The following is a 25,142-nucleotide window of genomic DNA, read 5'->3' on the forward strand; positions in this document are numbered from 1 at the left end:
CTTGCGCGGGGACCCCGCGCGGGGTCCCGGCTCGCATTCCGCCCCGCTGCAGTCGGCGGGGACGCCGGCGGGCGATGCGGCGGAGAGGGGCGGGACACGCACGGCGCGGCGATTCCGGAGGATGGGCCACGGCTCTCCTGCCGCTATCGCCGCAGTCGGCCGAGGCGCGAGGGGAGCGCTCGCCATTCCCCGCAAGGGTTGCGAGCGCGGGAAAAGAGTGGCAGGAACGCCCCTTGTCCCTCACAGGCGGCAGAGCGGCATGACGTTCGCGTCCATCGAATTCCTGTTCTATTTCTTCCCTCTGTTCCTCGTCACCTACTTCTCCGCGAAGACCGTCACGACGCGGAACTACATCTTTCTTGCCTTTTCGCTCGTCTTCTACGCGGCTGGCTATACGCCGCACATCCTCATTCTTCTGGGATCGGTGGCGGTCAACTTCTTCCTCGCCCGCGCCATCGACGGGCGCGAGGGCCCGGGCCGCCAGCGCCTGCTCGCTGGCGGCGTCGCCTTCAACCTGATCCTGCTCGGCATCTTCAAATATACCGGCTTCCTGGTGGAGAACCTGAACGCGCTGGTCGCGCCGGCCGGCTTCGCCCTGCCGCTGCCGAGGATCTCGCTGCCGCTGGGCATCTCCTTCTATTCCTTCCACGCCATCTCGTACCTCGCGGACATCTACAAGCGGAAGGTGCACGCCAATCGCGACCCGGCCCAGTTCGCGCTCTACATGTGCATGTTCCCGCAGCTCGTGGCCGGCCCCATCGTGCGCTACGCCACCGTGGCGCGGCAGCTCTCCGAGCGGCGCGTCACGCTGGGGCGGTTCTCGGCCGGGGCGCGGCTGTTCGCCATCGGCCTCGCCTGGAAGGTGCTCATCGCCGACGAGGTGGCGCGGCTGGTGGACGGGGTGTTCGACACCACCACGCACCCCACCTTCGTGGAGGCGTGGCTGGGCCTTTATGCCTACACGGTGCAGATCTATTTCGACTTCGCCGGCTATTCCACCATGGCGGTGGGCCTCGGCGTGATGGTGGGCTTCGTGCTGCCGCGCAACTTCCGCCTGCCCTATACGGCGCACTCGATTACCGATTTCTGGCGCCGCTGGCACATGAGCCTGTCCGCCTTCCTGCGCGACTATCTCTACATCCCGCTGGGCGGCAACCGGCGCGGCGAGCTGCGTACCTACATCAATTTGTCCGCCGTGTTCCTGCTCTGCGGCCTGTGGCACGGAGCAAGCTGGAACTTCGTGATCTGGGGCGCGCACCACGGCGCCTTCCTCATCATCGAGCGCGCCTTCCTCGGCCGCTGGCTGAAGCGGGCGCCGGGCGTCCTCGCCCATCTTTATACCGTGCTGGTGGTCATGCTGGGCTGGGTCTGGTTCCGCGCCGACAGCTTCCCCGGCGCCGTCGACATGTTTGGCGGCCTCGTCGGCCTCCACGGCTTCAGCCGCGCCTCCATGGCGCTGGGCTTCGGGCTCACCCCGCTCGCTGTCGTCATGCTGGTCGCGGGCGGCCTCATCGGCTTCTTCCGCTGGCCGCGCTGGAAGGCGTTGGCGGGGGAGGGGGCCTTGGCCAGCGTGGCGGACTATGCCCTCGTCGCCGTGCTGATGCTGGCGAGCATCGCCTGGGTGGGCGGCACCACCGCCACCCCATTCCTTTATTACCGGTTCTGAGCGGAGGACGGATCATGACGATGCTCGCGCGCCACCGCCGCTACATGGGCCTGATGGTCGCCGGCCTGTTCGGCTTCCTGCTGGTGTCGAACCTCATCCCCGACCCCCTGGCACGGGGGATTGGCGGGTGAAGGTCCCGGCCGAATTCAGCTGGGACAAGAAGCTGAACTACTGGTTCCGCAACATCGGCACCTACATCCAGGACAATTTCGGCTTTCGCGCCACCCTGCCGGTGCTGCGCCGCGAGCTGCGCGCGGACCTGCGCTCGCCCGACAGCCGGCCCTTCTATGCCGGGCGCGACGGGCAGCTGTTCTGGGGCGCGAGCAGACGCCGCAGCAATCCTCCGGCGCCCTGGTGCGGACCGCCAACGTGGAGCGCTTCGTGACCATGGTGGGCGAGATGCAGCGGGTGCTGGCGCCCCAGGGCACGCGCATCGTGGTGGCGATCCCGCCCAACGCCCAGTCGGTGGAGCTGGAGGCGCTGCCCGCCTGGACCGACGCGCTTGCCTATCCGGTCACCGAATACGACCTCGCCCTGCAGGGGCTGAAGGCCGAGGGCGTGGCGACGGTGGATCTCAGGGCGGTGCTGCGCGCCAGTCCCCGGCCCCGGTACCTGCTCACCGATACCCACTGGAACAACCGCTCCAGCGTGCTCGCGTTCAATGCGGTGATGGCAGCGGCGGGGCATCCCGGCTGGCAGGTCGACCCGGCCCAGCTGGTGGGGGAACTCCACGAGGCGCCGCGTGGCGACCTGCTGCGCGCCATGCGCATGCCGCCCGACGTGAAGGAGGAGAATTTCCGCCTCCAGATCACCGACCGCTCGGCCAAGCCGCGCTTCGACCCGGCCCTGTCGCACCACAACGAGCATATCGCGTTCAAGTCCGTGGTGCGCGACTACGCGCCGACCGGCCAGCGGGTGCTGATCATGGGCGATTCGTTCACCGCGGTGACGTGGCCGCGCCTGTTCGCCAACGCGGACGTGAGCGTGGTGGGCTGGATGCACGCCTCGGCGCGGGTGACTGGCAATTGCGATTTCAGCTTCGACGACGTGAGGCGCTTCAAGCCAGACCTGATCATCTTCGCCCGCACCGAGCGATTCTTCCCCTGCTACGGCGACGACTGGCCCAAGGGCCTGCCGCGCCCGTGGACCCGGGCGGTACCGCTCAACGTGGCGCCGTAGGGTGGGGATAGCGCCCGTCTGCGGTCATGGCGAGGTCCGGCGCCTGGCGGCGGCGTCGGCATTTGCCTCCAATGCACCCGTCATCGCTGCTCGCCGGGGGCATCCACCGTTCCGCCGGCGCGGTGCTTCTCCCCTCGCGGGAGAGGGGCCGGGGGTGAGGGGCTGGTTTCTCCGTTTGCGCTCTGTTTTCCGAGGCCGTGCCACCCCTCACCCCAGCCCACTCCCACAAGGGGAGAGGGGCGCAGCGGGCGGGATGAGGCGGCGGCGCATCCGATCCGAAAGCAACCGTCATGGCCCGGCTCGTCCGGGGCATCCACCCGGCGGTCGGGAACGACGCAGGGCTTTGGGCGCAGCCGCAACCGGACAAGCCGGATGGCGACCCGAATGGGGAGGTTTCGCGCGCCCTGCCGTCGTCGATGGACAGGCATGGATGGACAGGCATGGACTTGCGCGCCCCCGGATGCCGGGGGGCGCAGGTCCTCATGCCCGCCGTGCGCGGCTCAGACCGCGAAGCTCGATCCGCAGCCGCACTTCGCCGTGGCGAGGGGGTTGGAGATCTTGAAGGCGGAGCCCATGAGGTCCGCCTTGTAGTCGAGCTGGGAGCCCTTGATGTAGTCGAGCGAGAGGCGGTCGACGACGATCTTGGCGCCTTCCTTCTCGATCACGAGGTCGTCCTCGGTCTGCTCGCGGGTCACGTCGTACTTGTACGAGAAGCCGGAGCAGCCGCCGCCTTCCACGCTGAGCCGCAGGAAGGTGCCGGGCGGCTCAGGGGAAAGGATCTGCCCGATGCGGCGGGCCGCCGCGTCGGTGACGGTGAATTCGAGTTCGACCGCGGGAACATCGGCGGCCTGGGTCGGGGCGAGGGTGGTGTCCATGGTATCGACTTTATGAAATGAAGCTGGCAATGGCCCTTAAGGTAAGGCCAACGGTCCCTGAATTAAAGGGATGCACTGCAAAAAGCGCCGGCACGGGGCATCCCGCTCCGGCATGCGCCCTCTGCCGGCCGCTGGCGGACGGGCCGGCAAGAGGACCGAGGGGAGGGGGCGAAGATGGCGGTTTCCGGCGCAAGGCCCCGCGTGGCCTGGGCCTGCGATGCCCTCGAGGCGCGCGGCCGCCTCTTTCCGGAACCGGAGATGCCGCCGCGCAGCCCGTTCCGGCGCGACTGCGACCGCATCATCCATTCCACCGCCTTCCGCCGGTTGAAGCACAAGACCCAGGTCTTCGTGTTCAACGAGGGCGACCATTACCGCACCCGCCTCACCCACACGCTGGAGGTGGCGCAGGTGGCGCGCTCCATCGCCCGGGCGCTCGGCCTCGACGAGGACCTGGCGGAGGCCCTGGCGCTGGCCCACGACCTCGGTCACCCGCCCTTCGCCCATGCGGGCGAGCGGGCGCTGGATGCCTGCCTGAAGGGGCAGGGCGGTTTCGACCACAATGCGCAGTCCCTGCGCGTGGTGACGCGCATCGAGCGGCGCTACGCCCAGTTCGACGGCCTCAACCTCACCTGGGAGACCCTGGAGGGCATCGCCAAGCACAATGGCCCGCTCACCGACCGGCAGGGGCGGGGCATCGGCCGCTACCGCGACGGCCTGCCCCACGCCATCCGCGTGCATTCCGCGCAGCAGGACCTGGAATTGTGGAGCCACGCCTCGGCCGAGGCGCAGGCGGCGGCCATCGCCGACGACATCGCCTATGACGTGCACGATTTCGACGATGGCCTCAGGGCCGGCATGTTCACCCTCGACGACCTCGCCGAGCTGCCGCTCCTGGGCGAGGCCATCGCCGAGGTGCGCCAGCGCTATCGCGGCCTCGATCTGCCGCGCACGGTGAACGAGGTGTTCCGGCGCGTCATCACCCGCCTCATCGAGGACGTGGTGGCGGAAAGCGAGCGGCGGGCGGACGCCGCCGGCGTCGCCTCGGCCGAGGCGGTGCGGGCGCTGGACGGCCCGGTGGTGGGCTTCTCGCCGGCCATGCGGGAGAAGGAAAAGGCGGTGAAGGGCTTTCTTTTCCCGCGCATGTACCGACACGAGCGGGTCAACCGCATCATGGCCGACGCGCAGCAGGTGGTGCGTGATCTCTACGGCCATTTCCTGAGCCATCCCAAGGATATGCCCTCCTCCTGGCATGACGACATCGACGGCCTCGGTTCCGAGCGGATGGCGCGCCGCGTGGCCGACTACATCGCCGGCATGACCGACCGCTACGCCCTCGACCAGCACGCCCGCTTCTTTGACTTGACGCCGGACTTGCGATAGGCGCCCGGCAACCAACCCGATCGGACCCCACCCCATGAACGTCTACGCGATCTTCGCCGATCACGTGCGCGCAGCCGTCGCCGCCCTTGCCGCCGAAGGACAGGTCTCCCAGGGCCTCGACCTCGCCCGCGTGGTGGTCGAGCCGCCGCGCGATGCGAGCCACGGCGACCTCGCCACCAACGCCGCCATGGTGCTGGCCAAGGATGCGGGCGTGAAGCCGCGCGACCTCGCCGAGCGCATCGCCGGCAAGCTCATGCAGGTGCAGGGCGTCGCCAAGGTGGACGTGGCCGGGCCGGGCTTCATCAATATCGGCCTCGACGCCACCTTCTGGCCCGCCGTGCTCGCGGCGCTGCTGCGGCAGGGCCTGGATTTCGGCCGCTCCCCGCTCGGGGCCGGCGAGAAGGTGAACGTGGAATACGTCTCCGCCAACCCCACGGGGCCCATGCATGTGGGCCATTGCCGGGGCGCGGTGTTCGGCGACGCGCTGGCGCGGCTGCTGGATTTCGCCGGCTTCGCCGTGACCAAGGAATATTACATCAACGATGCCGGCGCGCAGGTGGACGTGCTGGGCCGTTCCGCCTTCCTGCGCTACCGTGAGGCGGTGACCGGGGAGCCGGCGGACATTCCGGACGGGCTCTATCCGGGCGACTATCTCGTGCCCGTGGGCCAGGAGCTGGCCCGGATGCACGGCGGCGAATACATGGAGGCGCCGGAAGCCGAATGGCTGCCGATCTTCCGCAGCTTCGCCATCGGCGCCATGATGGTGATGATCCGCGACGACCTCGCGGCGCTGGGTATCGAGTTCGACGTGTTCTTCTCCGAACGGTCCCTTTCGGTGGGCGCCGTGGACAAGGTGGGCGCCACCATCGAGGCCCTGCGCACCACCGGCGAGGTCTATGAGGGCCGCCTGCCGCCGCCCAAGGGCGCGCCCATCGAGGATTGGGAGGATCGCGAGCAGACCCTGTTCCGCTCCACCGACTTCGGCGACGACGTGGACCGGCCGCTGAAGAAGTCGGACGGCAGCTACACCTATTTTGCCGGCGACATCGCCTACCACAAGGACAAGGTGGACCGCGGCTTCCTGAAGATGATCGACGTCTGGGGCGCCGACCACGGCGGCTATGTGAAGCGCATGCAGGCGGCGGTGAAGGCGGTATCCGGCGGCAGGGCGTCGCTGGATGTGGAGTTGATCCAGCTGGTGCGCCTGTTCCGCGCCGGCGAGCCGGTGCGCATGTCCAAGCGCGCGGGCTCGTTCGTCACCCTGCGCGAGGTGGTGGACGAGGTGGGGCGCGACGCGGTGCGCTTCATGATGCTGTTCCGCAAGAACGACGCGCCGCTCGACTTCGACCTGGCCAAGGTGATCGAGCAGTCGCGCGAGAACCCGGTGTTCTACGTGCAGTATGCCCACGCCCGCGCCAAGTCGATCCTGCGCAACGCGGCCGAGGCGTTCAAGGACCTGCCGCGGGAAGCGGCGGCGTTCGCTGGGGCGCCGCTCGACCGACTCGACGACGAGGGCGAACTTCTCGTGCTGCGCCGGCTGGCCGGCTGGCCGCGGCTCATCGAGCAGGCGGCGGCGGCGCGGGAGCCCCATCGCATCGCGTTCTTCCTGCACGATTTGGCCAGCGAGTTTCACGGCCAGTGGAACCGTGGAAAAGACTTGCCACATTTACGCTTCATTATGGAGAATGATCGAGAGTTGAGCTCGGCGCGCTTGGCATTGGTCCATGGCGTGGCTGCGGTGCTCGCCTCGGGTCTCAAAGTGCTGGGGGTGGAGGCCGTTGACGAGATGAAATGATTGCCCGCCCCGCGCCCCGACAGGGCGGTAGTGCCTGGGCCGGGATCCCCCCTCCGGGGCGAACGACAACGCATCGAGGCGATATGGGCGACGAAAGCAGGTTCCGCTACCGGCGTGACGATGGTGCCGCGGAGCGCGTGATGCGCGAACGCAGCGCGCCAGCTTCCTCGGGCGGGGGTGACCCCCTCGCCGAGCTTGCCCGACTGATCGGTGACAACGATCCGTTCGACGATTTCTCCGACATGCCGCCGCAGCAGGCCCCTCAGCGCCAGCTGACGGCGCCGCGCCCGGCCGCCGTGCCGCAGCCGGCCCATGCCGATCCTCGCCAGGCGCAGCGCGCACCCGCTTATGCCGCTCCGGCCGCGCGCCAGCCCGCCGCCCAGCCGGCTGCCTATTACGACGAGGACGATACGGACGACGATGCGACCGACTGGGCGCCCGCCCCGCAGGCCGCTCCCGCCGCCGCCCGGTACGCAAGTGCTCCGGCCCGCGTTGCGCCGTCTTCCCCCGCCTACCGCACGCAGGCCGAGGCTTCTTCGCCCTATCCCACCCAGGACGGGACGGTTCGGCTCGGCTACGGCTCTCTCGCGCGGACCATGCCGGCGCGTCCGCAGCCGGCCGTGGTCGACGATGAGGACGACTACGAGGACGATGTCCCGGCCCGGCCGGCGGCCACGCAGGCCCGCGGCGGGCAGTCCTATGCCTCGCAGGGATATGCCGCCCCTCAGGCCTATGCCGACGATGACAACGATGATCACACCTATGATGATCGCGCCGCCTATGGTCGTGGCCAAGATCCGCGCCAAGGGACTGCTGCGCGTCCCGCCGAGCCGCGCTATGGCGAGGCCCGCCCGGCGGACGCCCGCTACGAGGACGCCCGAGCCTACGGCACGCGCCGCGATGATCGTGACGACGAGGATGACGACCAGGCGGCCTACGCCTACTCCGCCCCCCGCCGGGACGACGACGCCTACGACGATTACGACGACGCCTACGATCCTGAATACGCCGACGAGGGCTATATGCCCCCCCACGGCGAGGACATCTACGACCAGGAGCCGCGCCGCCGCAGGGGGCGCATGGCGCTGCTGCTCGGCGTCTCCATCCTCGGCCTGCTGGTGGCCGGCGCGGCGGGCGTATTCGCCTACAACATGGCGGTGGGCAAGCACGCGATGAGTGCCAGCGGATCGCCGCCGGTGATCAAGGCCGACGCGGGCTCGTCCAAGACCGTCAATCCGACCCCGCCGCCGGCCGATCCGCAGCAGAAGCTCATCTACGACCGCCTCGGCGGCAATACCACCGCCGCCAACGAGCGGGTGGTGCCGCGCGAGGAGCAGCCGGTGGACGTGACCGCCGCCGTCTCCAAGTCCTACGCCGCCGCTCCGGATGCCGGCGCACCGTCCCAGCCGGCGCCGTCCGCCCAGGCCCAGGCGTCCACCCAGGCCCAGGTGTCCGCAGCCGGCGCCCCCAGCCTCAACGAGCCGAAGAAGGTCCGCACCCTCGCCGTCCGGGCCGACAGCGCCGCGCCGGCGGTGTCGGCCTCTCCGGTGACGGCCTATGCGGCCAATCCCGCGTCCTCGCTGCCCGACCCGGCCAGCGCGGCGACCGCCGCCGCGGCGCAGAATGCCGGCGCATCCAACGCCACCGCCATGCCGACGCCCCTGGCCAACGGCGCCTATGTGGTGCAGGTGGCGTCCCAGCGCACCGAGGCGGACGCCAACGGCTCCTGGCGCGCGCTCCAGCAGAAATACCCGAACATTCTCGGCAGCTACCGGGCAAGCGTGAAGAAGGCCGACCTGGGTGACCGGGGCATCTTCTTCCGCGCCCAGGTGGGACCGTTCGCCACGCGCGACCAGGCCAACCAGCTCTGCCAGGCGCTCCACGCTCAGGGTGGGGACTGCATCGTCGCAAAGAACTGAGGGTGACCGGCTGACGGATCCGCTCGCGATCGTCAGGCCGTCTCAGGAATAAGGGCCGCCGGTTCCCGCGAGGGACGGCGGCCCTTCCGATTCACGCCGCCTTGAGCGGCACGCCGAGGCGGCCGGCGAGATCCTGCACGAACTGGTAGGCGGTGCGGCCCGAGCGGGCGCCACGGGTGGTCGCCCATTCGAGCGCCTGCGGCCGCCATGCCTCTTCGCCGACCGGCAGGCCGTGGTGCGCCACATAGGCCGCCACCATGGCGAGGTATTCGTCCTGGCTGCACTTGTGGAAGCCCAGCCACAGGCCGAACCGGTCGGAGAGGGAGACCTTCTCCTCCACCGCCTCGCCGGGATTGATGGCGGTGGAGCGCTCGTTCTCCATCATGTCCCGGGGCAGCAGGTGGCGCCGGTTGGAGGTGGCGTAGAAGATCACATTGTCCGGACGCCCCTCGATGCCACCCTCCAGCACCGCCTTGAGCGACTTGTAGGAGGTATCATCCGCGTCGAAGGACAGGTCGTCGCAGAAGACGATGAAACGGTGGGCGGAGCGGCGCACCAGCCCCATGAGCAGCGGCAGGCTCTCGATATCCTCGCGATGGATCTCCACCAGCTTCAGCCGGGGGCCGTCCGGGGATGCCTGCGCGCGGTTGATGGACGCATGGGCGGCCTTGACCAGCGAGCTCTTGCCCATGCCGCGGGCGCCCCACAGCAGGGCGTTGTTGGCCGGCAGGCCGCGGGCGAAGCGCTCGGTGTTCTCGATCAGCTGGTCGCGCACGCGGTCGATGCCCTGCAGCAGCTCCATCTCCACCCGGTTCACCCGCGGCACCGGCTCGAAGCGGGCGGGCTCGGTGGCCCACACGAACGCGTCGGCGGCATCGAAATCGGGCTTGGCGATGGGGGCGGGGGCGAGGCGCTCCAGCGCGTCCGCGATGCGGGCAAGCAAGGCAAAGGTGGCGGTCTCGGTTTCCTGTCGATCTGGCATCTTGGTCCTCCCGGTGGCGGGATAGGACCCCGCTCGCCCGCCCGCAAGGCACCGGCGTGCGTTCGGCCGGCGCGAGCCATGCGCGGATCGCATGCAGCGGGGGGCGGCGGCCTTCGGCAAGGCTGCCTTAACTTCTCCGCATGCATCTGGGATGAACCCGATACCCGCGGCGCCGCCCGCGCCCGTTCTGCCGGAGGATGCCGATGATGCCCCGCACCGCGCTCCTTTTGCCCGTCCTCGTCGCGCTCGCCGGCCCTGCGCTGGCGGACGGGCAGGTGGTGGCGAAGACGTCCCTCAACCCGGACGGCACTACGTCCATGACCTATTCCAGCGCGGTGGACGACCTGGGCACCGTGTTCGGCATGGACCTGTCGACGGCGGCGGCGAGCGCCGCGCCCGTCCCGGCCGCCGGGGCGAGCGATCTTGCCGGCACCGCTTATGCCAAGGTCTCGCTGCGGAGCCTGCCCGACTGGATGCTGTGGCAGAAGAATACGGTGAATGTCTCGCTCAGCCCCACGGACGCCAGGGGCAAGGTCGCCACCACCTTCGAGCGCACCATTCCCCTCGTGGACGGCATCGACGCGGTGTTCGCCGACAGCTATGCGGTCGCCGGCGGAGCGCAGGCGTGGGAGACCGACAAGACGGTGAGCCTGAAGCTGGCCGAGACGGGCACCACCTTCTCCCTGGCCACCAAGGCGACGCAGGAGACCCCGAAGCTGCTGCCCTCGGTGAGCGCGCAGCAGAAGCTGTTCGGCGACGTCAGCGTCACCACCTCGCTCGCCGATACGGGCTCGACCCTCAACAAGAGCATCACCGCCGGCTTCTCCCACCGCTGGTGAGCGGTCAGCCGGTGATCACGGCGTAGAGGAAGCGCGCCGCGATCAGCAGCATGAACAGGCCGAAGGCCATCTCCAGGTGCCGGCGGGCGAGCCGGTGTGCGAGGCGCGCCCCGAACGGCGCGACGAAGGCGGCCAGGGGCGCGATGCACAGGAAGCCGATCACCGACACGTAGCCGATGGACAAGGGCGGCAGCTCGGACAGGTGCGGCCAGCCGGCGATGGCATAGCCGATGACGCCGGGGATGGGGATGATGATGCCGATGCCGGCGGACGTGGCCACCGCCGCGTGGATCGGCACGCCGTACAGCAGCAGGATGTTGGTGGCGATGCCGCCGCCGGAGATCCCCACCAGGGACGAGGCCAGGCCGATGAAGAAGCCGTAGGCCCGCATGGCGCCGGCGCCCGGCAGGTGGTCGGAGACTGTGATGTCGTTGCGGCCGACGAGGCTTTTCAGCCCGAGCAGGCCGATGACCAGCACGAAGGCGGCCTGCAGCACCCGTCCCGGCGCCACCGCCGCGATGGCGCTTCCGGCGATGATGCCGATGATGGCCGGCGCGCGCCAGGTGCGCACCACCCCCGGCAGCACCGCGCCCTTGGCCATGTGGGCCCGTTGGGAGGTGATGGCGGTGGGGATGATGACCGCCAGCGAGGTGCCGACACACAGTTGCATCCGCACGGAATCGCTCACCCCGATGATGCCGAACACCTCGTAGAGCACCGGCACGATGACCCCGCCCCCGCCCACGCCGAACAGCCCGGCGATCAGCCCGGTGAGCACGCCGCCCGCCAGAAGCGCGGCGAGCAGGACGGCCAGTTCATCGAGGGGGACGGATTGCAGCATGGGATGTCCGGGGCAGGCGGAACACCGGTCGCGCGACGGCCGGTTCAGCCGGCGCGGACCGGAAACGGGAAGACGGGGGCGATCAAGTGGCGTGGATTCGGTCTTCTGTCCACCATCCGCGCCGCATGCGGCGCGGGCCAAGCCGCGCATTCCACGCAGGCCTGGCGCAATGGGGAGGCGGCGGCGGGCCGATCAGGCGGCGATGGGATCGCGCCGGCGCACCTCGTCCACGGCGGAGCGCAGCACGTCGAGCCCGGCGCCCGGCATGATGGCCTCGGTCGACAGGCGCCGGCGGAAGATGCGCGCGCCCTTGCGGCCGCCGAACAGGCCCAGCATGTGGCGGGTGATGTCGCTGAGGCGGCCGCCGGCCTCAAGGTGCCGCGCCACATAGGGCTCGAACGCCTCCAGCGCCGCGAAGGTATCCGCATGAGGTGCGGGGGCGCCGAAGAGGAGCGGGTCCACCGCGTGCAGCAGCTCCGGCTCATGGTAGGCCGCCCGCCCCAGCATCATGCCGTCGAGGCCGTGGCCCTCGGCCAGCCCCTGCTCCAGGCTGGTCAGGCCCCCATTGAGGGAGATGGGCAGGTCCGGCAGGCGCGCTTTCAGCCGCCGCACCCGGTCGTAGTCGAGGGGCGGGATATCCCGGTTCTCGCGGGGCGACAGGCCATTCAGCCACGCCTTGCGGGCATGGACGATGAGCCCGTCCACCCCCGCCGCCACCACCGCGTCGGCGAGGGTGTCCAGGGCTTCCTCGGGGTCCTGCTCGTCCACGCCGATGCGGCACTTGACGGTGACCGGAAGCGTGACGGCGGCCTTCATGGCGGCGACGCTGTCGGCGACGGTGCCGGGCTCGCGCATGAGGCAGGCGCCGAAATTGCCGCCCTGCACCCGGTCGGAGGGGCAGCCCACGTTCAGGTTGATCTCGTCATAGCCGAAATCGGCGCAGATGCGGGCCGCCTGCGCGAGCTGCGCCGGATCGCTGCCGCCGAGCTGCACCGCCACCGGGTGTTCGTTCGCCGCGAAGCCGAGCAGCCGGTCGCGGTCGCCATGCAGGATGGCGGGGGCGGTGACCATTTCCGTATAAAGCCGCGCATGGCGCGAGAAGGTACGATGGAAGGCGCGGCAGTGCCGGTCCGTCCAATCCATCATGGGCGCAATGGCAAATCCAAATGATTGATTTTTCGACATTATCTTTGTGGTTTCAAGGCATTGGGCCGCGTCGTGTGCACTCGATTTTTCGCCACGATACGCCCCAATTTCCGATTTTTCGACGCGTGAGTGCGGTGCACACAGAGCGCGCACGGATTGGCGACCCTCCCTATACTAAAATCCGGCTCCTGGAGAACCCAGATCCGTCGGAAGGGGCAGTACGTCAGCGAGACGTTCCTGCGCCGCAAGGATGCCGGGGAATGGGCGCTCGACATGGAGCGCCGCATCGATCGCCAGGAACCCGCCGTCACGCGCAGGTCGCGTGACGCGAAACGCTTCCGCGCTCACGCGGCGCCGTGGTGAAGGTGCGCGTCGTCGGTCTGCGACAGCCGGGCGTCAGCGCGCGCCCGTAAGGGTCTCGCCGAACAGCTGGCGATTGCCGGAGGGCTGGCAGCGCCAGTATTGGGGGGCGGCCTCCACGCTGGCGCCCAGCTCCGCCGCCGCATGCCAGGGCCAGCGCGGGTCGTAGAGGAGGCCGCGGGCCAGGGCCACCATGTCGGCCTCGCCCGTGGCGACGATGCGCTCCGCCAGGGCCGGCTGGGTGATGAGCCCCACCGCCACGGTGGGCATGCCCGTCGCCGCCTTCACCGCCGCCGCGAATGGCACCTGGTAGCCGGCACCGAGGGTGATCTTCTGCAGGGGGGACACTCCCCCCGACGACACGTCGATGAAGTCCGCGCCATGGGCCTTCAGCGCGCGGGCGAAGACGATGGACTGGTCGAGGTCCCAGCCGCCCTCCACCCAGTCGGTGGCGGAGATGCGCATGCCCACCGGCCGGTCGTCCGGAAACGCGGCGCGCACGGCATCGAACACCTCCAGCGGGAAGCGCATGCGGTTCTCCAGCGAGCCGCCATAGGCATCGGTGCGCCGGTTGGCGAGGGGCGAGAGGAACTGGTGCAGCAGATAGCCGTGGGCGCCATGGAGCTCGATGGCGTCGATGCCGAGGCGCGCCGCCCTTCGTGCCGCCGATACGAAGGCCGTGCGCACCCGCGCGAGGCCCTCCGCGTCCAGCGCCTGGGGCGGCGGTTCGCTCTCCTTGTGGGGCACGGCGGACGGAGCGAAGGGATGCCAGCCGCCCGCCTCCGGCGGGAGCAGGGCGCCGCCCTTCCAGGGCACATTGCTCGACGCCTTGCGCCCCGCATGGCCGAGCTGCACCGCGACCGGCATGCGCGAATAGGCGCGCACCGCGGTGAGAACGCGGGCGAGGGCTGCTTCGGTGCGGTCGTCCCACAGGCCGAGGTCGTGCGGAGAGATGCGGCCGGCCGGCTCCACCGCCGTCGCCTCCAGGCACAGCAGGCCCGCGCCGGAAAGGGCCATCTGGCCGAGGTGGATCAGGTGCCAGTCGGTGGCGGCGCCCTCGTCCGCCGAATATTGGCACATGGGGGACACGACGATGCGGTTGGCCAGCGTGACGCCCCGCAGGGCCAGGGGGGAGAACAGGGCGCTCATGGGGCTCGCCAGTTTGGGGAGGGCAGGGGAACGGCATTGTCGGCCAAGACGGTCGGCGCGTGGATGGACCGCTGGGCCTCAGGGTGCATCAAGCACGCCCGGGTCCGCGTAGGAGACATGGGCGCTGACGATGCGCCAGCCCTCCGGCAGGCGCACCCAGGCCTGGCTCTGGCGGCCGATGCGGGTCTCCCCCTCGTTGCGGAACACCGCATTGGCGCTCGCCATATGGGTGCCGAAGGTGGTGACCACGTAGGACAGGAGCGCGCGCGGCCGCGGCGCGGCGGGGCGGGCCGCACGGAAGGCGACGATGGCGTCGCGGCCGTAGAGGTGCTCCGCGGCGCCGAAGCGCAGGGTGAGCGGGCTGTCCCAGAACAGGTCCCGCAGCGCATCGAGATCGTTGGCGACCAGCGCCGCCTCATAGCTGAGGAAGGCGGCCTCGGCCTCGGCATGCACATCCGGCAGATCGATATTCATGGCGGGTCCTCTTGCCATCGGCCCCGGTACGCGACCGGAGCCGGGTGGGTTCGCGCACGGGCCGCGCAGGCGTCGGGCGTCAGGGGGCCGGGCGATCGAGCCACGCGATGTGCCGCGCCACGGAGCGGGCCATGGCCTCCTGCGCCCCGGCGGGGATGAGGCCGTTCCAGAAGGCGCCATAAATCGCGTCATAGGCGAACGGCGCGACCCGCGCCGCCACCTGCGCCACCGCTTGCGCGCCGAGCGGGATGAAGTTCGGATAGGAGCGCATGAAGCCCAGGTGCTTGCGGTCCGCCACCACCTGGAGGAGGTCGCCGGAGAGCAGCGCGCCGCGCCCGCCTGCGCCCGCCGCCCAGTGGGCCACCGTGCCGCCCTCGAAATGGCCGCCGCTGCGCACCAACGTGAAGCCGGGCGCGATCTCCAGCGTTTCCCCCTCCCAGAAGCGGATTGAGGGATCCGGGCGCATCACCCATTCCGCATCCGCCTTGTGGAGATAGACGGGGATGCCGCCGAAGGCGCGGCTCCAGTCCACCAGCGTGGTGTAATAATGCGGGTGGGAGATGGCGATGGCGGTGAGGCCGCCGAGGCCCTTGATGAGATCCACCATGGCCGGGCTCACCAGGCTGACGCAGTCCCACATCACGGTCCCGGCGGGCGTGGGCACGAGGAGCGCGCGCTGGTTGATGCCGAAGGCGGGGGCGATGCCCAGCGCCATCAGCTCGCCTTCGTAGCGAAAGATGGGGCTGTGGGTCACCTGGAGGCGCTCCAGCGTGGTCCAGGCCTGGCCGGTGGCGGCCACGAACTGGCGCTCCTCCTCGCAGATCAGGCACCGGGCCGGAGGCTCCGGCGTCGGGGCATATTGGGTGCCGCAGGTGGTGCAGATGAAGGCTGTCATGGATGCCTCGCCGTGTTGCCGACCCGCAGGTCAGGCCAGTTCCCTCGGGGCCTCCTGCGGTGCCAGGAGCGGCACGGCGCAGGCGTCGTAGCAGAACAGCCAGTCGGGATCGGTGGGGCCGCGGAACCAGGTGTTGGCCACGGAGATGCGCTGCACCTTGTTGGTGCGCGGCATGCGGTTTGCGGCGTACCAGGAGAACGCCGTGGCGGGGTCGTCATGGCCGATGTCGGCGAGGCAGCGGGCGAGCACCGCGCCGTCCTCGATGGCCATGGCGGCGCCGGAGGCCATGTAGGGCCGCAGCGGGTGGCAGGCGTCGCCCAGCAGCACCACGTTGCCCCGGCTCCAGCAATCCACCGGCTCGCGGTCGAACACCGGCCACATGGTCACCTCCGGCGCCGCCGCCACCACCTGCTGCAACTCGGGATGGTAGCCGTCGAAGGCGGCGATGAAGGCGTCGCGGTCGCACGGCAGGAAGGACTGGGGCGAGGTCCATTCGCGATGGGGCACGCTGGAGACCACGTAGACCTCCTCCCGCGCCTGGGTCATGTAATAGACGAGGATGTGGCTGCCCTCGCCCCACCATTTGGTGCAGGCGCGGATGGGCAGGCCGTTCAGCAGCGCCGCCGGGAACACCGCGCGGTGGGCGACGTGGCCGCTATAGCGCGGCTTTTCCGTGCCGAGCAGATATTCCCGTACGCGGGAATTCACCCCGTCCGCGCCGATGACGAGATCCGCCTCGGCCTTCGCTCCGTTCTCGAAGGCGAGGTGCACGATGCCGTGCCGCTCCTCCATCGCGCGCAGCTTGTGGCCGAAGGCGACCGTGCCGTGATCGAGGGCGGATTCCAGCACCTGATGCAGGTCGCCCCGGTGCACGTTGATGTAGGCGGCGCCGAAATGCGCCTCGTTCTGCGGGTGGAACGGCAGTTCGAACAACACCTCGCCCGTGTCCCACTTGCGGCTCACGAAGGCGTCGGGATGCAGGCCGATGTCTGTGAGCGTCGTTTCGATGCCCAGGCGGCGCATCACCTTCATCACATTGGGGCTGAGGTGGATGCCGGCGCCAATGCGGGAGAAGGCGGCCGCCTGTTCGAACACCTGCACCTTGAAGCCGGCACGCTGGAGCAGGCCGGCCGTGGTCATGCCACCGAGCCCCGCGCCGATGACCGCAATCCGGATGTCGCGCCGCATGTCAGCCCTCTCCCTCTGCAAGCGGCGCATCGGCCGCGGAAAGGAGGTCCCGGATGGTGCCACCGAGCACCGCATCCTCCTGCGCCGTGCCGAGCCCCAGCCGGCGCACCCGTTCCGGGCCGGTGGGATCCAGCATTTCGAACGGATAATCGCTGCCATAGACCACCCGCTCCGCTCCCACCTGCGTCACCAGGAAGGCGAGGGCGGCATCGTCATGGGTGAGCGTGTCGTAGAAGAAGCGGTCCAGCAGGCGGGAAGGTGCCGTGCCGAGGCTGCGGCTGCAGGCCGGATGGGCCGCGAAGCCCCGGTCCATGCGGCCGATTTGGTAGGGCAGGAAGCCCCCCGCATGGGCAAGGCAGATCTTGAGCCATGGCAGATCATCGAGGATGCCGCTGAACATGAGGCGTGCGGCGGCGATGGTGGTGTCCACCGGGAATGAGATGAGATTGTTGAGGAAATAGTCGCCGTTGCGGCCCTCGCCCACGGGCTTGAAGGGAGGATGCAGCAGCACCAGCATGTCGAGATCGCACAGGCGCTTCCACAGGGGCCGGAAGTCCGGATGGTCGAGATCGCGCCCATTGATGTTGGTGCCGATCTCCACCGACCGGATGCCGAGATTCCGCGCCATGTGGTCCAGTTCCGCCAATGCGAGCGAAACATCCTGCAGGGGCAGCGTGCCCATGGCCGCGAAACGGTCTCCGGACTTGGCCGCATCGGCCGCGAGAGTCTCGTTCTGAAGCCGCGACCACCGCGCGCCCTGCGCCGGGGGGATCTGGTCGCCGGCCATGTCGGTCCAGGTGGACACCACCTGCAGGCCGATGCCCGCGGCGTCCATGCCGAACACGCGGACGCTAAGGTCGCACAATTCGTGGAAGAAGGGGCGCAGCACGGTGCCGTCGGCGAAGGCGAGGCGGGCGCGGCCATCCGCGTCACGCATTATGCTCACGCCATAGTCCGTGCCGTGGCGCTCCGCTTCGTGGATGAGGTCGGGTGCCACGTAATGGGCGTGCATGTCGACCACGGAAAGGTGACTGGGGCGAAGCATCTCGTGTCCCGATCCAACATGGGGGCGGCCGGGCACAGGTCAGGGCAAGGGAATGCGCTCGGTCGCAACTCGTTCAATATCATATAATTCGATATCGAACTAATTGACCATAGGATGCGCTTTTCATCCTGTCAATCGCCCGGAAATGGTCACGCTGAAGGTTCGGCCCCGATGTCTTCCATGAGGGCCGCGGAGAGGCGCTCCAGCAGGCCCAGCAGCATTTCGGTGTCCGCCAGGCCAAGGCGGGCGACGAGGCGGTGTTGCGCCTCCACGAACTTCGGGATGATCTCATCTATCAGCTTCACACCCTTCTGGGTGAGCTGGATCTTGAGGCTGCGCCGGTCGTTCGGTTCGGGCAGGCGGGCGATGAGGTTGAGGCTTTCCAGCCGGTCGAGCCGGTTGGTCATTCCGGCCCCGCTCAGCAGCAGGGATTCTGCCAGTTGCTTGGGGGTCAGGGAATAAGGCAGGCCCGCCCGGCGCAAGGCGGAAAGCACATCGAACGTGCCCCGCACGAGGCCGTGCTGCTCCAGCACGTTGTTCATGTAGGGCGTGGTCAGAAGGTGTGCCTGCGCCAGGGCGCCGAACAGCCGCATCGGCTCGGGGTCGAGGTCCGGCCTCTCGCGATGCCACTGCTCGACGATGGCGTTGATGGGCACCTGAAGCTGCCCCGCCTTCGCGGTCCCTTTCTTGGCGCCCCCCTCTGCCGCACCCTTGCGCCTGCCGGTTCGCGCCGGAGCCGGTGCAGGGATTTCTCCGGCATCAGGTTCCGTCTCGGCGGGCGTGGAGGTCCTGTCCTTGCTGCGGGTCCCAATCCTGACCATGCCGCGTCGCCTCCGCTAATCATTCGATGTAAAATGGTTTTGGACGTTGCGCGAGCGCATTCCCGAAACGTTTCCCGAATAACCTGTATTCCGTGTCATGGCAACGCATCCTGGCGACTTCGCCGCTTCCCGAGAGCGGATTGCCGCATAGGCTTGCGGTTGCACAAATTTTGGCGCCCCACCTGCCGGCAGGCGCATAAAATTTGGGATACCCCTTGAATTGACACGCCTTTCATACCGCAATAACGTCTACATAGTTCGACGAATAATAATTTGATATCGAACGAATGTCCTGCGCTTCAACTGCGATCTCTTGGTGATCTTGGAGACCCGGATGACCATAGCCGCCCTGACCGCCTATCCGCTCGCGACGCCTCAGCCGGCCTGGTCGGGCCGGTCCGGCTCCGTGAAAGGCCTCGTGGTGGAGGTTGTCACCAAGGATGGGCGCAGCGGCTTTGGGGAAGCCTTCTCGCCGGCCGCGCCACAGGCCGCCGCCAGCATTGTCGAGGCCACCCTGTCTCCGCTCCTGCTGGGCGCCGATGAAAACGCCATCGGCGGCTTATGGGAGCAGATGCGCCGTGCGCTTGTGACGCCGGTGGGCGGAGCGGGAGCCGAGGCAATTTCTGCCATCGACATCGCCTTGTGGGATCTGCTCGGCCAGCGCCTCGACGCGCCCATCCATACGCTGCTGGCCGGTCATGGGCGCAGCCGGGTACCGGCTTATGCGTCCTTTATCGGCTGGATCCCCGACGCGCAGGCCGTCGCCGTGGCGGAGCGGGCCGTCGCCCTCGGCTTCCGCCAGATCAAGGTCAAGATCTCGCCGCCCCTCGACGCGGCGCTCGCCCGCGTGGCCCTTATCCGCGACGCGGTGGGTGAAGGCGTCGCCCTGGTTGCCGATCCCAACGGCGCCTTTGATTTTCCTGCGGCGGTCACGCTCGCCCGCCGCCTTGCCGAGCTTGGGTATCTGTGGCTGGAAGAGCCACTGGATCCCGCCGACGTGGCAGGGCTCGCGCGGCTGAATGCCCATGGCATCCTGCCGCTGGCGGCGGGCGAGAGTGAATACGGCCCGCGTGGCGCCATCGCCCTGGTTTCCGCCGGCGCCGTGGATCTGCTCCAGCCGGATTGCGGGCGCATCGGAGGCATTACCGGCTTCATGCGGGCGGCGATGGCCGCCGCTAGCCTCGGTGTGCCATTCGCGCCCCATCATGCGGGGGCCCGGTCAAGGCTGCCGCCGCGCTGCATCTGGCGGCGGCGCTGCCGGAATTCCGCATCATGGAATGCAGCCTGCTGCGCACACCGCTCCACGATGACCTGACCGAGCAGCCCGTCGCCCATCCCTGCCTGCTGGATACGGAAGGCACCCTTCCGGTGCCCGGCGGGCCCGGCCTCGGCATTACCGTCAATCGCGACGCGCTGCGTCGCATGCGCCTCAATTGAGTAAGCAACAGCCCTGGTCCACGTCCCGGACAGCCCCGAATTCGATCGACGGAGAGCGCGATGACCTTTGATATCAAGCGCAGAGACCTGCTGGCAGGTGGCGCACGCCTCGCCCTTGGCGCCGCCGCCTTCGGCGCCCTCGGCGCGGCGTCGGCCGGGCGCTCGGCCCGCGCCGAAGACGTGACGCTACGCGTCACCCATTTCGGCGGCCCCTATCAGGTGCTCGGCGACATCATCGCCAAGCCGTTCGAGCAGGCGACCGGCATCAAGGTCATCTACGACGTCGAGATCTCGCCCAGCGCCAGCGCCAAGATCCAGACCCAGAAGGCGGACCCGCCCTTCGACCTGGTGATGATCTCGCGCGCCTGGGGCCTGCGCGGCATGAAGGGCGGACTGTTCGCGCCGGTGAAGCCCACTGATTTCGCCGAGGCGCCGCACCTTCTGCCCCACATCATCCCGGAGGGCGGCTGGGGCGTGGCGACCATGCTCGACACCTTCGACCTGATGGTGGACACCAAGCAGATCCCGACCCCCGTCACGTCCTGGCTCGACCTGTGGCGCGACGACATGAAGGGCAAGATCATGCTGCCGAGCGCCGTCAATGGCTCCTCGGCCTTCGGCTTCCTCGCCTGCCTGGTGAAGGCCATCGCCGGCGACATGAAATCGGAAGCCGGCCTCAACGAGGCCTTCGCGCGTCTCAAGGCGCTGAAGCCCGCCGTCCGCTCCTTCTATGCCGACGGCAGCCAGCCCAACATGCTGATCGAGCGCGGCGACATCGGCATCGCCCCGCAGTTTGCCATCCGCATCGCCAACACCACGCGCAAGGCGCCGCAGGTGGTGAAGTGCTCGCCCAAGGAGGGCGTGCTCGCGGTGCCTTACGATCTGTGCATCCCGGTCAATTCCCCGCGCATCGCGCAGGCCAAGACCTACATGAACTTCACTCTCACCAAGCCGTCGCAGGCGGCCATGGTCACCAACCTGCTCGCCACCCCGGTGCGCGCCGACGTGACCATTCCCCCGGACGTCGCTCCGCTGGTGAATGCGGATGCTTCGCTGGTCTGGTTCCAGGACGAGGAGTTCGCCGCGCTCCGGCAAAAGGAGTGGCTCGATCGCTACACCCGCGAGGTCCAGAGTTGAACGCCATGGTCACCATGCCGGCGGACACGACAGGCAGCGGAGCCGGCATGGAGCCACCCGAGCTGGTGCTCGACAATCTGTGCAAGTCGTTCGACGGCCATGTGGCGGTGGACCGCTGCAGCCTCGCGCTGCGGCGCGGGGAGATCGTGGCGCTGCTCGGCGCCTCGGGCTGCGGCAAGTCCACCTTGCTCAACATGATCGCCGGTTTCGAGACACCGGACTACGGCACCATCAGCCTGCGCGGCAAGGCCATCACCGGCATTGCGCCGCACAAGCGCAACGTGGCGATGGTGTTCCAGCACTACGCCATGTTTCCGCACATGACGGTGACGGACAACATCGCCTACGGCCTCCACGCCCGCCGCCTCGACAAAGCGGAGATCCGCGCGCGGGTCGCCGAGATGGTGGCGCTGCTGCACCTCGGCGGCCTGGAGACGCGTTTTCCAGCCCAGCTCTCGGGCGGCCAGCGCCAGCGCGTGGCCGTCGCCCGGGCGCTGGCCGTGCGCCCGGACATGCTGCTGCTGGACGAGGCCTTCAGTGCCCTTGACCGCAACTTGCGCGAAGACATGCAGCTGGAGCTGTCGCTGCTGCTGCGCCGCCTCAGGGTCACCACCGTCCTCGTCACCCATGACCAGCGCGAGGCTTTCGCGCTGGCCGACCGCATCGCCATCATGCAGGGCGGCCGCATTGCCCAGATCGGCACGCCGGAGGAGGTCTACCGCGCGCCCCAATCCAGCTCCGTGCTGCGCTTCCTCGGCACCACCAACCGCCTCGCCGGCGTCCTCGTGGCCGAGGGGGCCGGGCATCGCATGCGGGTGCCGCCGGCCCTCGATTTCATCGCGCCCGAGGAGACCGTCGCCGGGTCCGGGGCGGGTCCGGTGAGCCTTGACCTGCGGGCCGAGGACATCGCCCTGTCGCCGACGCCGACGCCTGTGCATCCCACGGCCCCCGGCATCGTCACCCTGCGCACCTTCCTCGGCGCGCAGGAACGGGTCATCGTCTTTCTCGGCGATGCCCAGATCGTGGTGGACCGCCCGGCTCAGGCGGGTGTCCAGCAACTGGCCGTGCGGGTGGGCGACGCCGTCTATCTGGACTTCGATCCGGCGGCCTGCCGGCTCGGCGCGGCCGGGTGAGCGCCATGGCAACGCGCAACAGCCTCACACCCTGGCTCTGGCTCGCGCCCACCGGCGCGCTGCTCATCCCGTTCTTCGTCATCCCCATCGCCATTACCGCGCGCAACAGCGTCTATATCGACGACCCCATGGGGATCCTGGTGCCGGGCTTCACCTTCGCCAACTACGCCAAGGTGCTGAGCGACAGCTATTACCTCACCGTTTTCACCAACACCCTTCTGGCGGCGGGCGGCGTCGCGCTGCTGGCTTTGGCCATCTCCTATCCCTTCGCCTGGCTGCTGGCGCAGTCGTCCGGCTCGGGCCGGGCGTTCCTGCTGTGGGCGGTGTACCTGCCCATCTATGTCAGCGTCATCATGCGGGTGTTCGGCTGGATGGTGATCGTCTCCGACAGCGGCATGCTCAACCAGGCGCTCATCCGCCTGGGCCTGGTGAGCCAGCCGGTGCACATCATGAACGAGGTGAGCGGCATGGGCCTCGGCCTCATCCACCGCTACCTGCCGCTGATGATCCTGCCGCTGGTCACCTCGCTCCGGAAGGTGGACGAGACCATGCTGCGCGCCTCGGCCAATCTCGGCGGCGGGCGCTGGTTCACCTGGTTCCGCGTGGTCATGCCCATTTCGCTCCCGGGAGCGGTGGCGGGCATGCAGCTGGTGTTCGCCGGCGTGCTCTCGGACTATGTGATCCCGGCCTTGATGGGCTCCACCCGGTTCCAGATGCTGGCTCCGGCCATCTTCTACGAATCCAGCACCAATGCCAGCTGGGCGCTCGCCGGGGCCATGGCCACGCTGGTGCTGGCGGCGGTGGCTCTGTTCCTCCTCACGGCCAACCTCATCGTCCGGCGCGTCGCGCCGTGGGCGAGCATCTGAGGGGGAACCGATGGCGACCTCGCAGAGCTATTCCACCCCTGGCCTTGCCAGCCGCTTCTTCGCGGCGCTGGTGGTGCTGTTCCTCATGGGACCCATCATCATCGCCGGCATCGTCGCCTTCTCCAGCGGCGACCGGCTGGAGTTCCCCATTCCGGGCTTCAGCCTGCGCTGGTTCGCGGTGGCGCTCCAGACGCCGCAATATATCGAGGGGCTGACGGTTTCCGCCATCATCGGCCTCGGCAATGCCGCGCTCGCCACCATCGCCGGCACCGGGGCGGCCATCGCGCTGCACCGCTACCGGTTCCGTGGGCGTGCGGCGGTGCAGGCGGTGGTGATGCTGCCCATCGCCATGCCGGCCATCGTGCTTGGCCTCGGCCTTTTGTTCACGCTGGCGGTCTACGATATGCGGCCCGGCATCCTCGCCGCGACGCTCGGTCACGCGGTGCTCGGCGTGCCCTACGTGGTGGCCATGGTGAGCGCGGCCCTGGCCAACCACGACGGCTCGCTGGAGCGCGCCTCCCTGAATCTCGGGGTGGGTCCGGTGGGCACTTTCTTCCGCGTGACCCTGCCCATGATCCGCGGCGGGGTGATCGCGGGCGGGGTCTCGGCCTTCCTGATCTCTTTCGACAATTTCTCGCTCTCCCTCTTCATCACTCGCGGCGACACCCTGCCGCTGCGGCTGATGCAGCAGCTCCTGGCCTATGCCGACCCCTCGGTCGCGGCCATCTCCACCCTCCTCGTCTTCGCCTCGCTGGCCGGCCTCATCTTCCTGCTGCCGCTGGCCTTGCGGGGCCGCTGACCCTTCCTTCCGCCTCGGGACCCCTCGATGATTGAGCTTCTGCGGACCTTCACCCAGATGGAGGAGATCCATCACGAATTCGGCCCGCCTCCGGCCGTGCCACGGCGGCGCGCGGCGGTGGGCATCGTGTTGCGCAATCCCTTCGCCGGCCGCTACGAGCCCGACATCGTGCCCATGATGGAGGCGCTGAAGCCCCTGGGCCTGGAGATGGCACGGCGCACCAGCGCGGCGCTGGGGGTGCCGCTGTCGGCCATCGATGGCTATGGCAAGGGCTCGCTGGTGGGCACTGATGGCGAATTGGAGCACGGCGCCCTCTGGCACGTCCCGGGCGGCTATGCCATGCGCGCCCTGCTCGGCGATGCCAGGGCCATCGTGCCCTCGGCCAAGAAGGTGGCGGGGCCGGGCGCGACGCTGGACGTGCCCATCACCCACACCAATGCCAGCTACGTGCGCAGCCATTTCGACGCCTTCGAGGTGCGGGTGCCCGGCGCGCCACAGCCGGACGAGATCGTCTTCGTGCTGGCCATGACCAGCGGCCCCCGCGTGCACGACCGCCTGGGCGGCCTGCGCGCGGACCAGATTTCCGCAATGGACGGACTGAGGTGAGGGTGATGAAGGCAGAAATCCGCAAGGTCGTCGTGCAGATTGACGAGATCCATTCGCAGATGGGCCGCCCGGTGGATCCGCCCACCCGCCGCGCCGTGGCCATGGCGGTGATCGCCAACCCGTTCGCCGGCACCTATGCCGAGGACCTCTCGGACCTCTCCGATATCGGCCTGGAGCTGGGCGACCTGCTCGGCCGGCGCTGCGTGGAGGCCCTCGGCATCGCGCCGGAGGCGGCGCACAGCTATGGCAAGGGCGTGATCGTGGGCGACCAGGGCGAGCTGGAGCATGCCGCCGCCATCCTGCATCCCAAGCTGGGCACCAGCCTGCGCGCCACGGTGGGCGGCGGGGCGGCCCTCATCCCCTCCGCCAAGAAGATGGGCGGCCCCGGCACCGCCATCGACGTACCCCTCGGCCACAAGGATGCGGCGCGGGTGCGCAGCCATTTCGATGCGGTGGAGGCCCGCATCGGCGATGCGCCACGCCGCGGCGAGATCGTGGTGGCCATCGCCGTCACCGACAGCGGCCGGCCCGCGCCCCGCGTCGGCGGCCTGACGCTCGACCAGGTGGTGGGCACCGACGGGCTCGTCTGAGCCCCTCAGCGAACAGGGAG

General features: G+C 69.1%; 25 protein-coding genes. 15 read left to right on the forward strand and 10 right to left on the reverse strand.

The genetic code is table 11. The annotated features are described in order from the left end of the window. Nucleotides 1-259: 259 nt before the first annotated feature. The 3 genes from EZH22_RS19685 to EZH22_RS19695 all read left to right on the forward strand — a co-directional run bounded on the left by EZH22_RS19685 (nucleotide 260) and on the right by EZH22_RS19695 (nucleotide 2,845). Nucleotides 260-1,666 (forward strand): MBOAT family O-acyltransferase, encoded by a 1,407-nt coding sequence (locus EZH22_RS19685; protein WP_203192164.1) that lies wholly within the window; start codon nucleotides 260-262, stop codon nucleotides 1,664-1,666. Between the two features lie 127 nt (nucleotides 1,667-1,793). Beyond that, the gene (locus EZH22_RS19690) at nucleotides 1,794-2,051 is read left to right on the forward strand and encodes a hypothetical protein (RefSeq protein WP_203192165.1); all 258 of its coding nucleotides are present in this window, start codon (nucleotides 1,794-1,796) and stop codon (nucleotides 2,049-2,051) included. Continuing rightward, complete coding sequence (locus EZH22_RS19695; RefSeq protein ID WP_203192166.1) at nucleotides 2,021-2,845, forward strand: alginate O-acetyltransferase AlgX-related protein; 825 nt, start codon at nucleotides 2,021-2,023, stop codon at nucleotides 2,843-2,845. Before EZH22_RS19690 ends, EZH22_RS19695 begins: the two co-directional genes overlap by 31 nt. 500 nt (nucleotides 2,846-3,345) lie before the next feature. Here the strand turns inward: EZH22_RS19695 and EZH22_RS19700 are convergent, their stop codons facing one another. After that, nucleotides 3,346-3,720, reverse strand: coding sequence for a HesB/IscA family protein (locus tag EZH22_RS19700; RefSeq protein ID WP_203192167.1), 375 nt, complete (start codon nucleotides 3,718-3,720; stop codon nucleotides 3,346-3,348). Between the two features lie 174 nt (nucleotides 3,721-3,894). Here EZH22_RS19700 and EZH22_RS19705 point away from each other — a divergent pair, with 174 nt between their 5' ends. The 3 genes from EZH22_RS19705 (at nucleotide 3,895) to EZH22_RS19715 (ending at nucleotide 8,814) form a co-directional block, all read left to right on the forward strand. After that, on the forward strand, nucleotides 3,895-5,100 hold the full coding sequence (locus EZH22_RS19705) for a deoxyguanosinetriphosphate triphosphohydrolase (RefSeq protein WP_203192168.1): 1,206 nt from the start codon (nucleotides 3,895-3,897) through the stop codon (nucleotides 5,098-5,100). A gap of 34 nt (nucleotides 5,101-5,134) precedes the next feature. Continuing rightward, a complete protein-coding gene (argS, locus tag EZH22_RS19710; protein WP_203192169.1) occupies nucleotides 5,135-6,895 on the forward strand; it encodes an arginine--tRNA ligase in 1,761 nt (586 codons plus the stop codon). A gap of 140 nt (nucleotides 6,896-7,035) precedes the next feature. Continuing rightward, complete coding sequence (locus EZH22_RS19715) at nucleotides 7,036-8,814, forward strand: SPOR domain-containing protein (protein WP_203192170.1); 1,779 nt, start codon at nucleotides 7,036-7,038, stop codon at nucleotides 8,812-8,814. A 91-nt stretch (nucleotides 8,815-8,905) separates the two neighbouring features. On the opposite strand, the gene EZH22_RS19720 is transcribed toward EZH22_RS19715, so the two are convergent. Beyond that, nucleotides 8,906-9,796, reverse strand: a complete 891-nt coding sequence (locus tag EZH22_RS19720; protein ID WP_203192171.1) for an ATP-binding protein — start codon at nucleotides 9,794-9,796, stop codon at nucleotides 8,906-8,908. Nucleotides 9,797-9,999: 203 nt separating this feature from the next. Here EZH22_RS19720 and EZH22_RS19725 point away from each other — a divergent pair, with 203 nt between their 5' ends. After that, on the forward strand, nucleotides 10,000-10,635 hold the full coding sequence (locus tag EZH22_RS19725; protein ID WP_203192172.1) for a hypothetical protein: 636 nt from the start codon (nucleotides 10,000-10,002) through the stop codon (nucleotides 10,633-10,635). Nucleotides 10,636-10,639: 4 nt separating this feature from the next. On the opposite strand, the gene EZH22_RS19730 is transcribed toward EZH22_RS19725, so the two are convergent. The 8 genes from EZH22_RS19730 to EZH22_RS19765 all read right to left on the reverse strand — a co-directional run bounded on the left by EZH22_RS19730 (nucleotide 10,640) and on the right by EZH22_RS19765 (nucleotide 18,389). Next, a complete protein-coding gene (locus EZH22_RS19730; protein ID WP_203192173.1) occupies nucleotides 10,640-11,476 on the reverse strand; it encodes a sulfite exporter TauE/SafE family protein in 837 nt (278 codons plus the stop codon). A 192-nt stretch (nucleotides 11,477-11,668) separates the two neighbouring features. Beyond that, a complete protein-coding gene (dusA, locus tag EZH22_RS19735; RefSeq protein WP_231711056.1) occupies nucleotides 11,669-12,622 on the reverse strand; it encodes a tRNA dihydrouridine(20/20a) synthase DusA in 954 nt (317 codons plus the stop codon). A gap of 396 nt (nucleotides 12,623-13,018) precedes the next feature. Beyond that, the gene (locus EZH22_RS19740) at nucleotides 13,019-14,131 is read right to left on the reverse strand and encodes an NADH:flavin oxidoreductase/NADH oxidase (RefSeq protein ID WP_203192175.1); all 1,113 of its coding nucleotides are present in this window, start codon (nucleotides 14,129-14,131) and stop codon (nucleotides 13,019-13,021) included. A gap of 78 nt (nucleotides 14,132-14,209) precedes the next feature. Next, complete coding sequence (gene hpxZ / locus EZH22_RS19745) at nucleotides 14,210-14,605, reverse strand: oxalurate catabolism protein HpxZ (protein WP_203192176.1); 396 nt, start codon at nucleotides 14,603-14,605, stop codon at nucleotides 14,210-14,212. A 79-nt stretch (nucleotides 14,606-14,684) separates the two neighbouring features. Continuing rightward, on the reverse strand, nucleotides 14,685-15,500 hold the full coding sequence (locus EZH22_RS19750) for an MBL fold metallo-hydrolase (protein ID WP_203192177.1): 816 nt from the start codon (nucleotides 15,498-15,500) through the stop codon (nucleotides 14,685-14,687). Between the two features lie 30 nt (nucleotides 15,501-15,530). Further along, a complete protein-coding gene (locus EZH22_RS19755) occupies nucleotides 15,531-16,688 on the reverse strand; it encodes an FAD-dependent monooxygenase (RefSeq protein ID WP_231711057.1) in 1,158 nt (385 codons plus the stop codon). A gap of 1 nt (nucleotide 16,689) precedes the next feature. Beyond that, on the reverse strand, nucleotides 16,690-17,733 hold the full coding sequence (locus EZH22_RS19760; RefSeq protein ID WP_203192179.1) for an amidohydrolase family protein: 1,044 nt from the start codon (nucleotides 17,731-17,733) through the stop codon (nucleotides 16,690-16,692). 149 nt (nucleotides 17,734-17,882) lie between these two features. Beyond that, nucleotides 17,883-18,389 (reverse strand): MarR family winged helix-turn-helix transcriptional regulator, encoded by a 507-nt coding sequence (locus tag EZH22_RS19765; protein ID WP_203192180.1) that lies wholly within the window; start codon nucleotides 18,387-18,389, stop codon nucleotides 17,883-17,885. 499 nt (nucleotides 18,390-18,888) lie between these two features. Between EZH22_RS19765 and EZH22_RS19770 the strand changes: the two genes are divergently transcribed. The 8 genes from EZH22_RS19770 to EZH22_RS19805 are packed head-to-tail and all read left to right on the forward strand — an operon-like array spanning nucleotide 18,889 to nucleotide 25,122. Beyond that, nucleotides 18,889-19,869, forward strand: a complete 981-nt coding sequence (locus EZH22_RS19770; protein ID WP_203192181.1) for a mandelate racemase/muconate lactonizing enzyme family protein — start codon at nucleotides 18,889-18,891, stop codon at nucleotides 19,867-19,869. Next, the gene (locus EZH22_RS32420) at nucleotides 19,809-19,991 is read left to right on the forward strand and encodes a hypothetical protein (RefSeq protein ID WP_269902919.1); all 183 of its coding nucleotides are present in this window, start codon (nucleotides 19,809-19,811) and stop codon (nucleotides 19,989-19,991) included. The genes EZH22_RS19770 and EZH22_RS32420 overlap by 61 nt, the downstream gene beginning before the upstream one ends. Before the next feature lie 60 nt (nucleotides 19,992-20,051). Further along, on the forward strand, nucleotides 20,052-21,128 hold the full coding sequence (locus EZH22_RS19780; protein WP_203192183.1) for an extracellular solute-binding protein: 1,077 nt from the start codon (nucleotides 20,052-20,054) through the stop codon (nucleotides 21,126-21,128). A gap of 5 nt (nucleotides 21,129-21,133) precedes the next feature. Further along, complete coding sequence (locus tag EZH22_RS19785) at nucleotides 21,134-22,261, forward strand: ABC transporter ATP-binding protein (protein ID WP_231711559.1); 1,128 nt, start codon at nucleotides 21,134-21,136, stop codon at nucleotides 22,259-22,261. Between the two features lie 5 nt (nucleotides 22,262-22,266). Further along, the gene (locus tag EZH22_RS19790) at nucleotides 22,267-23,127 is read left to right on the forward strand and encodes an ABC transporter permease (RefSeq protein WP_203192185.1); all 861 of its coding nucleotides are present in this window, start codon (nucleotides 22,267-22,269) and stop codon (nucleotides 23,125-23,127) included. 10 nt (nucleotides 23,128-23,137) lie between these two features. Continuing rightward, nucleotides 23,138-23,926: an ABC transporter permease gene (locus tag EZH22_RS19795; protein ID WP_203192186.1), complete on the forward strand. Its 789-nt coding sequence runs from the start codon at nucleotides 23,138-23,140 to the stop codon at nucleotides 23,924-23,926. A gap of 27 nt (nucleotides 23,927-23,953) precedes the next feature. Continuing rightward, a complete protein-coding gene (locus EZH22_RS19800) occupies nucleotides 23,954-24,532 on the forward strand; it encodes an amino acid synthesis family protein (protein WP_203192187.1) in 579 nt (192 codons plus the stop codon). A 5-nt stretch (nucleotides 24,533-24,537) separates the two neighbouring features. Next, nucleotides 24,538-25,122 carry an amino acid synthesis family protein gene (locus EZH22_RS19805; RefSeq protein WP_203192188.1) on the forward strand — a complete coding sequence of 195 codons (585 nt, stop codon included), beginning with the start codon at nucleotides 24,538-24,540 and terminating at the stop codon, nucleotides 25,120-25,122. Nucleotides 25,123-25,142: the final 20 nt, after the last annotated feature.

This window comes from Xanthobacter dioxanivorans, from assembly GCF_016807805.1.
Lineage (GTDB): Bacteria > Pseudomonadota > Alphaproteobacteria > Rhizobiales > Xanthobacteraceae > Xanthobacter > Xanthobacter dioxanivorans.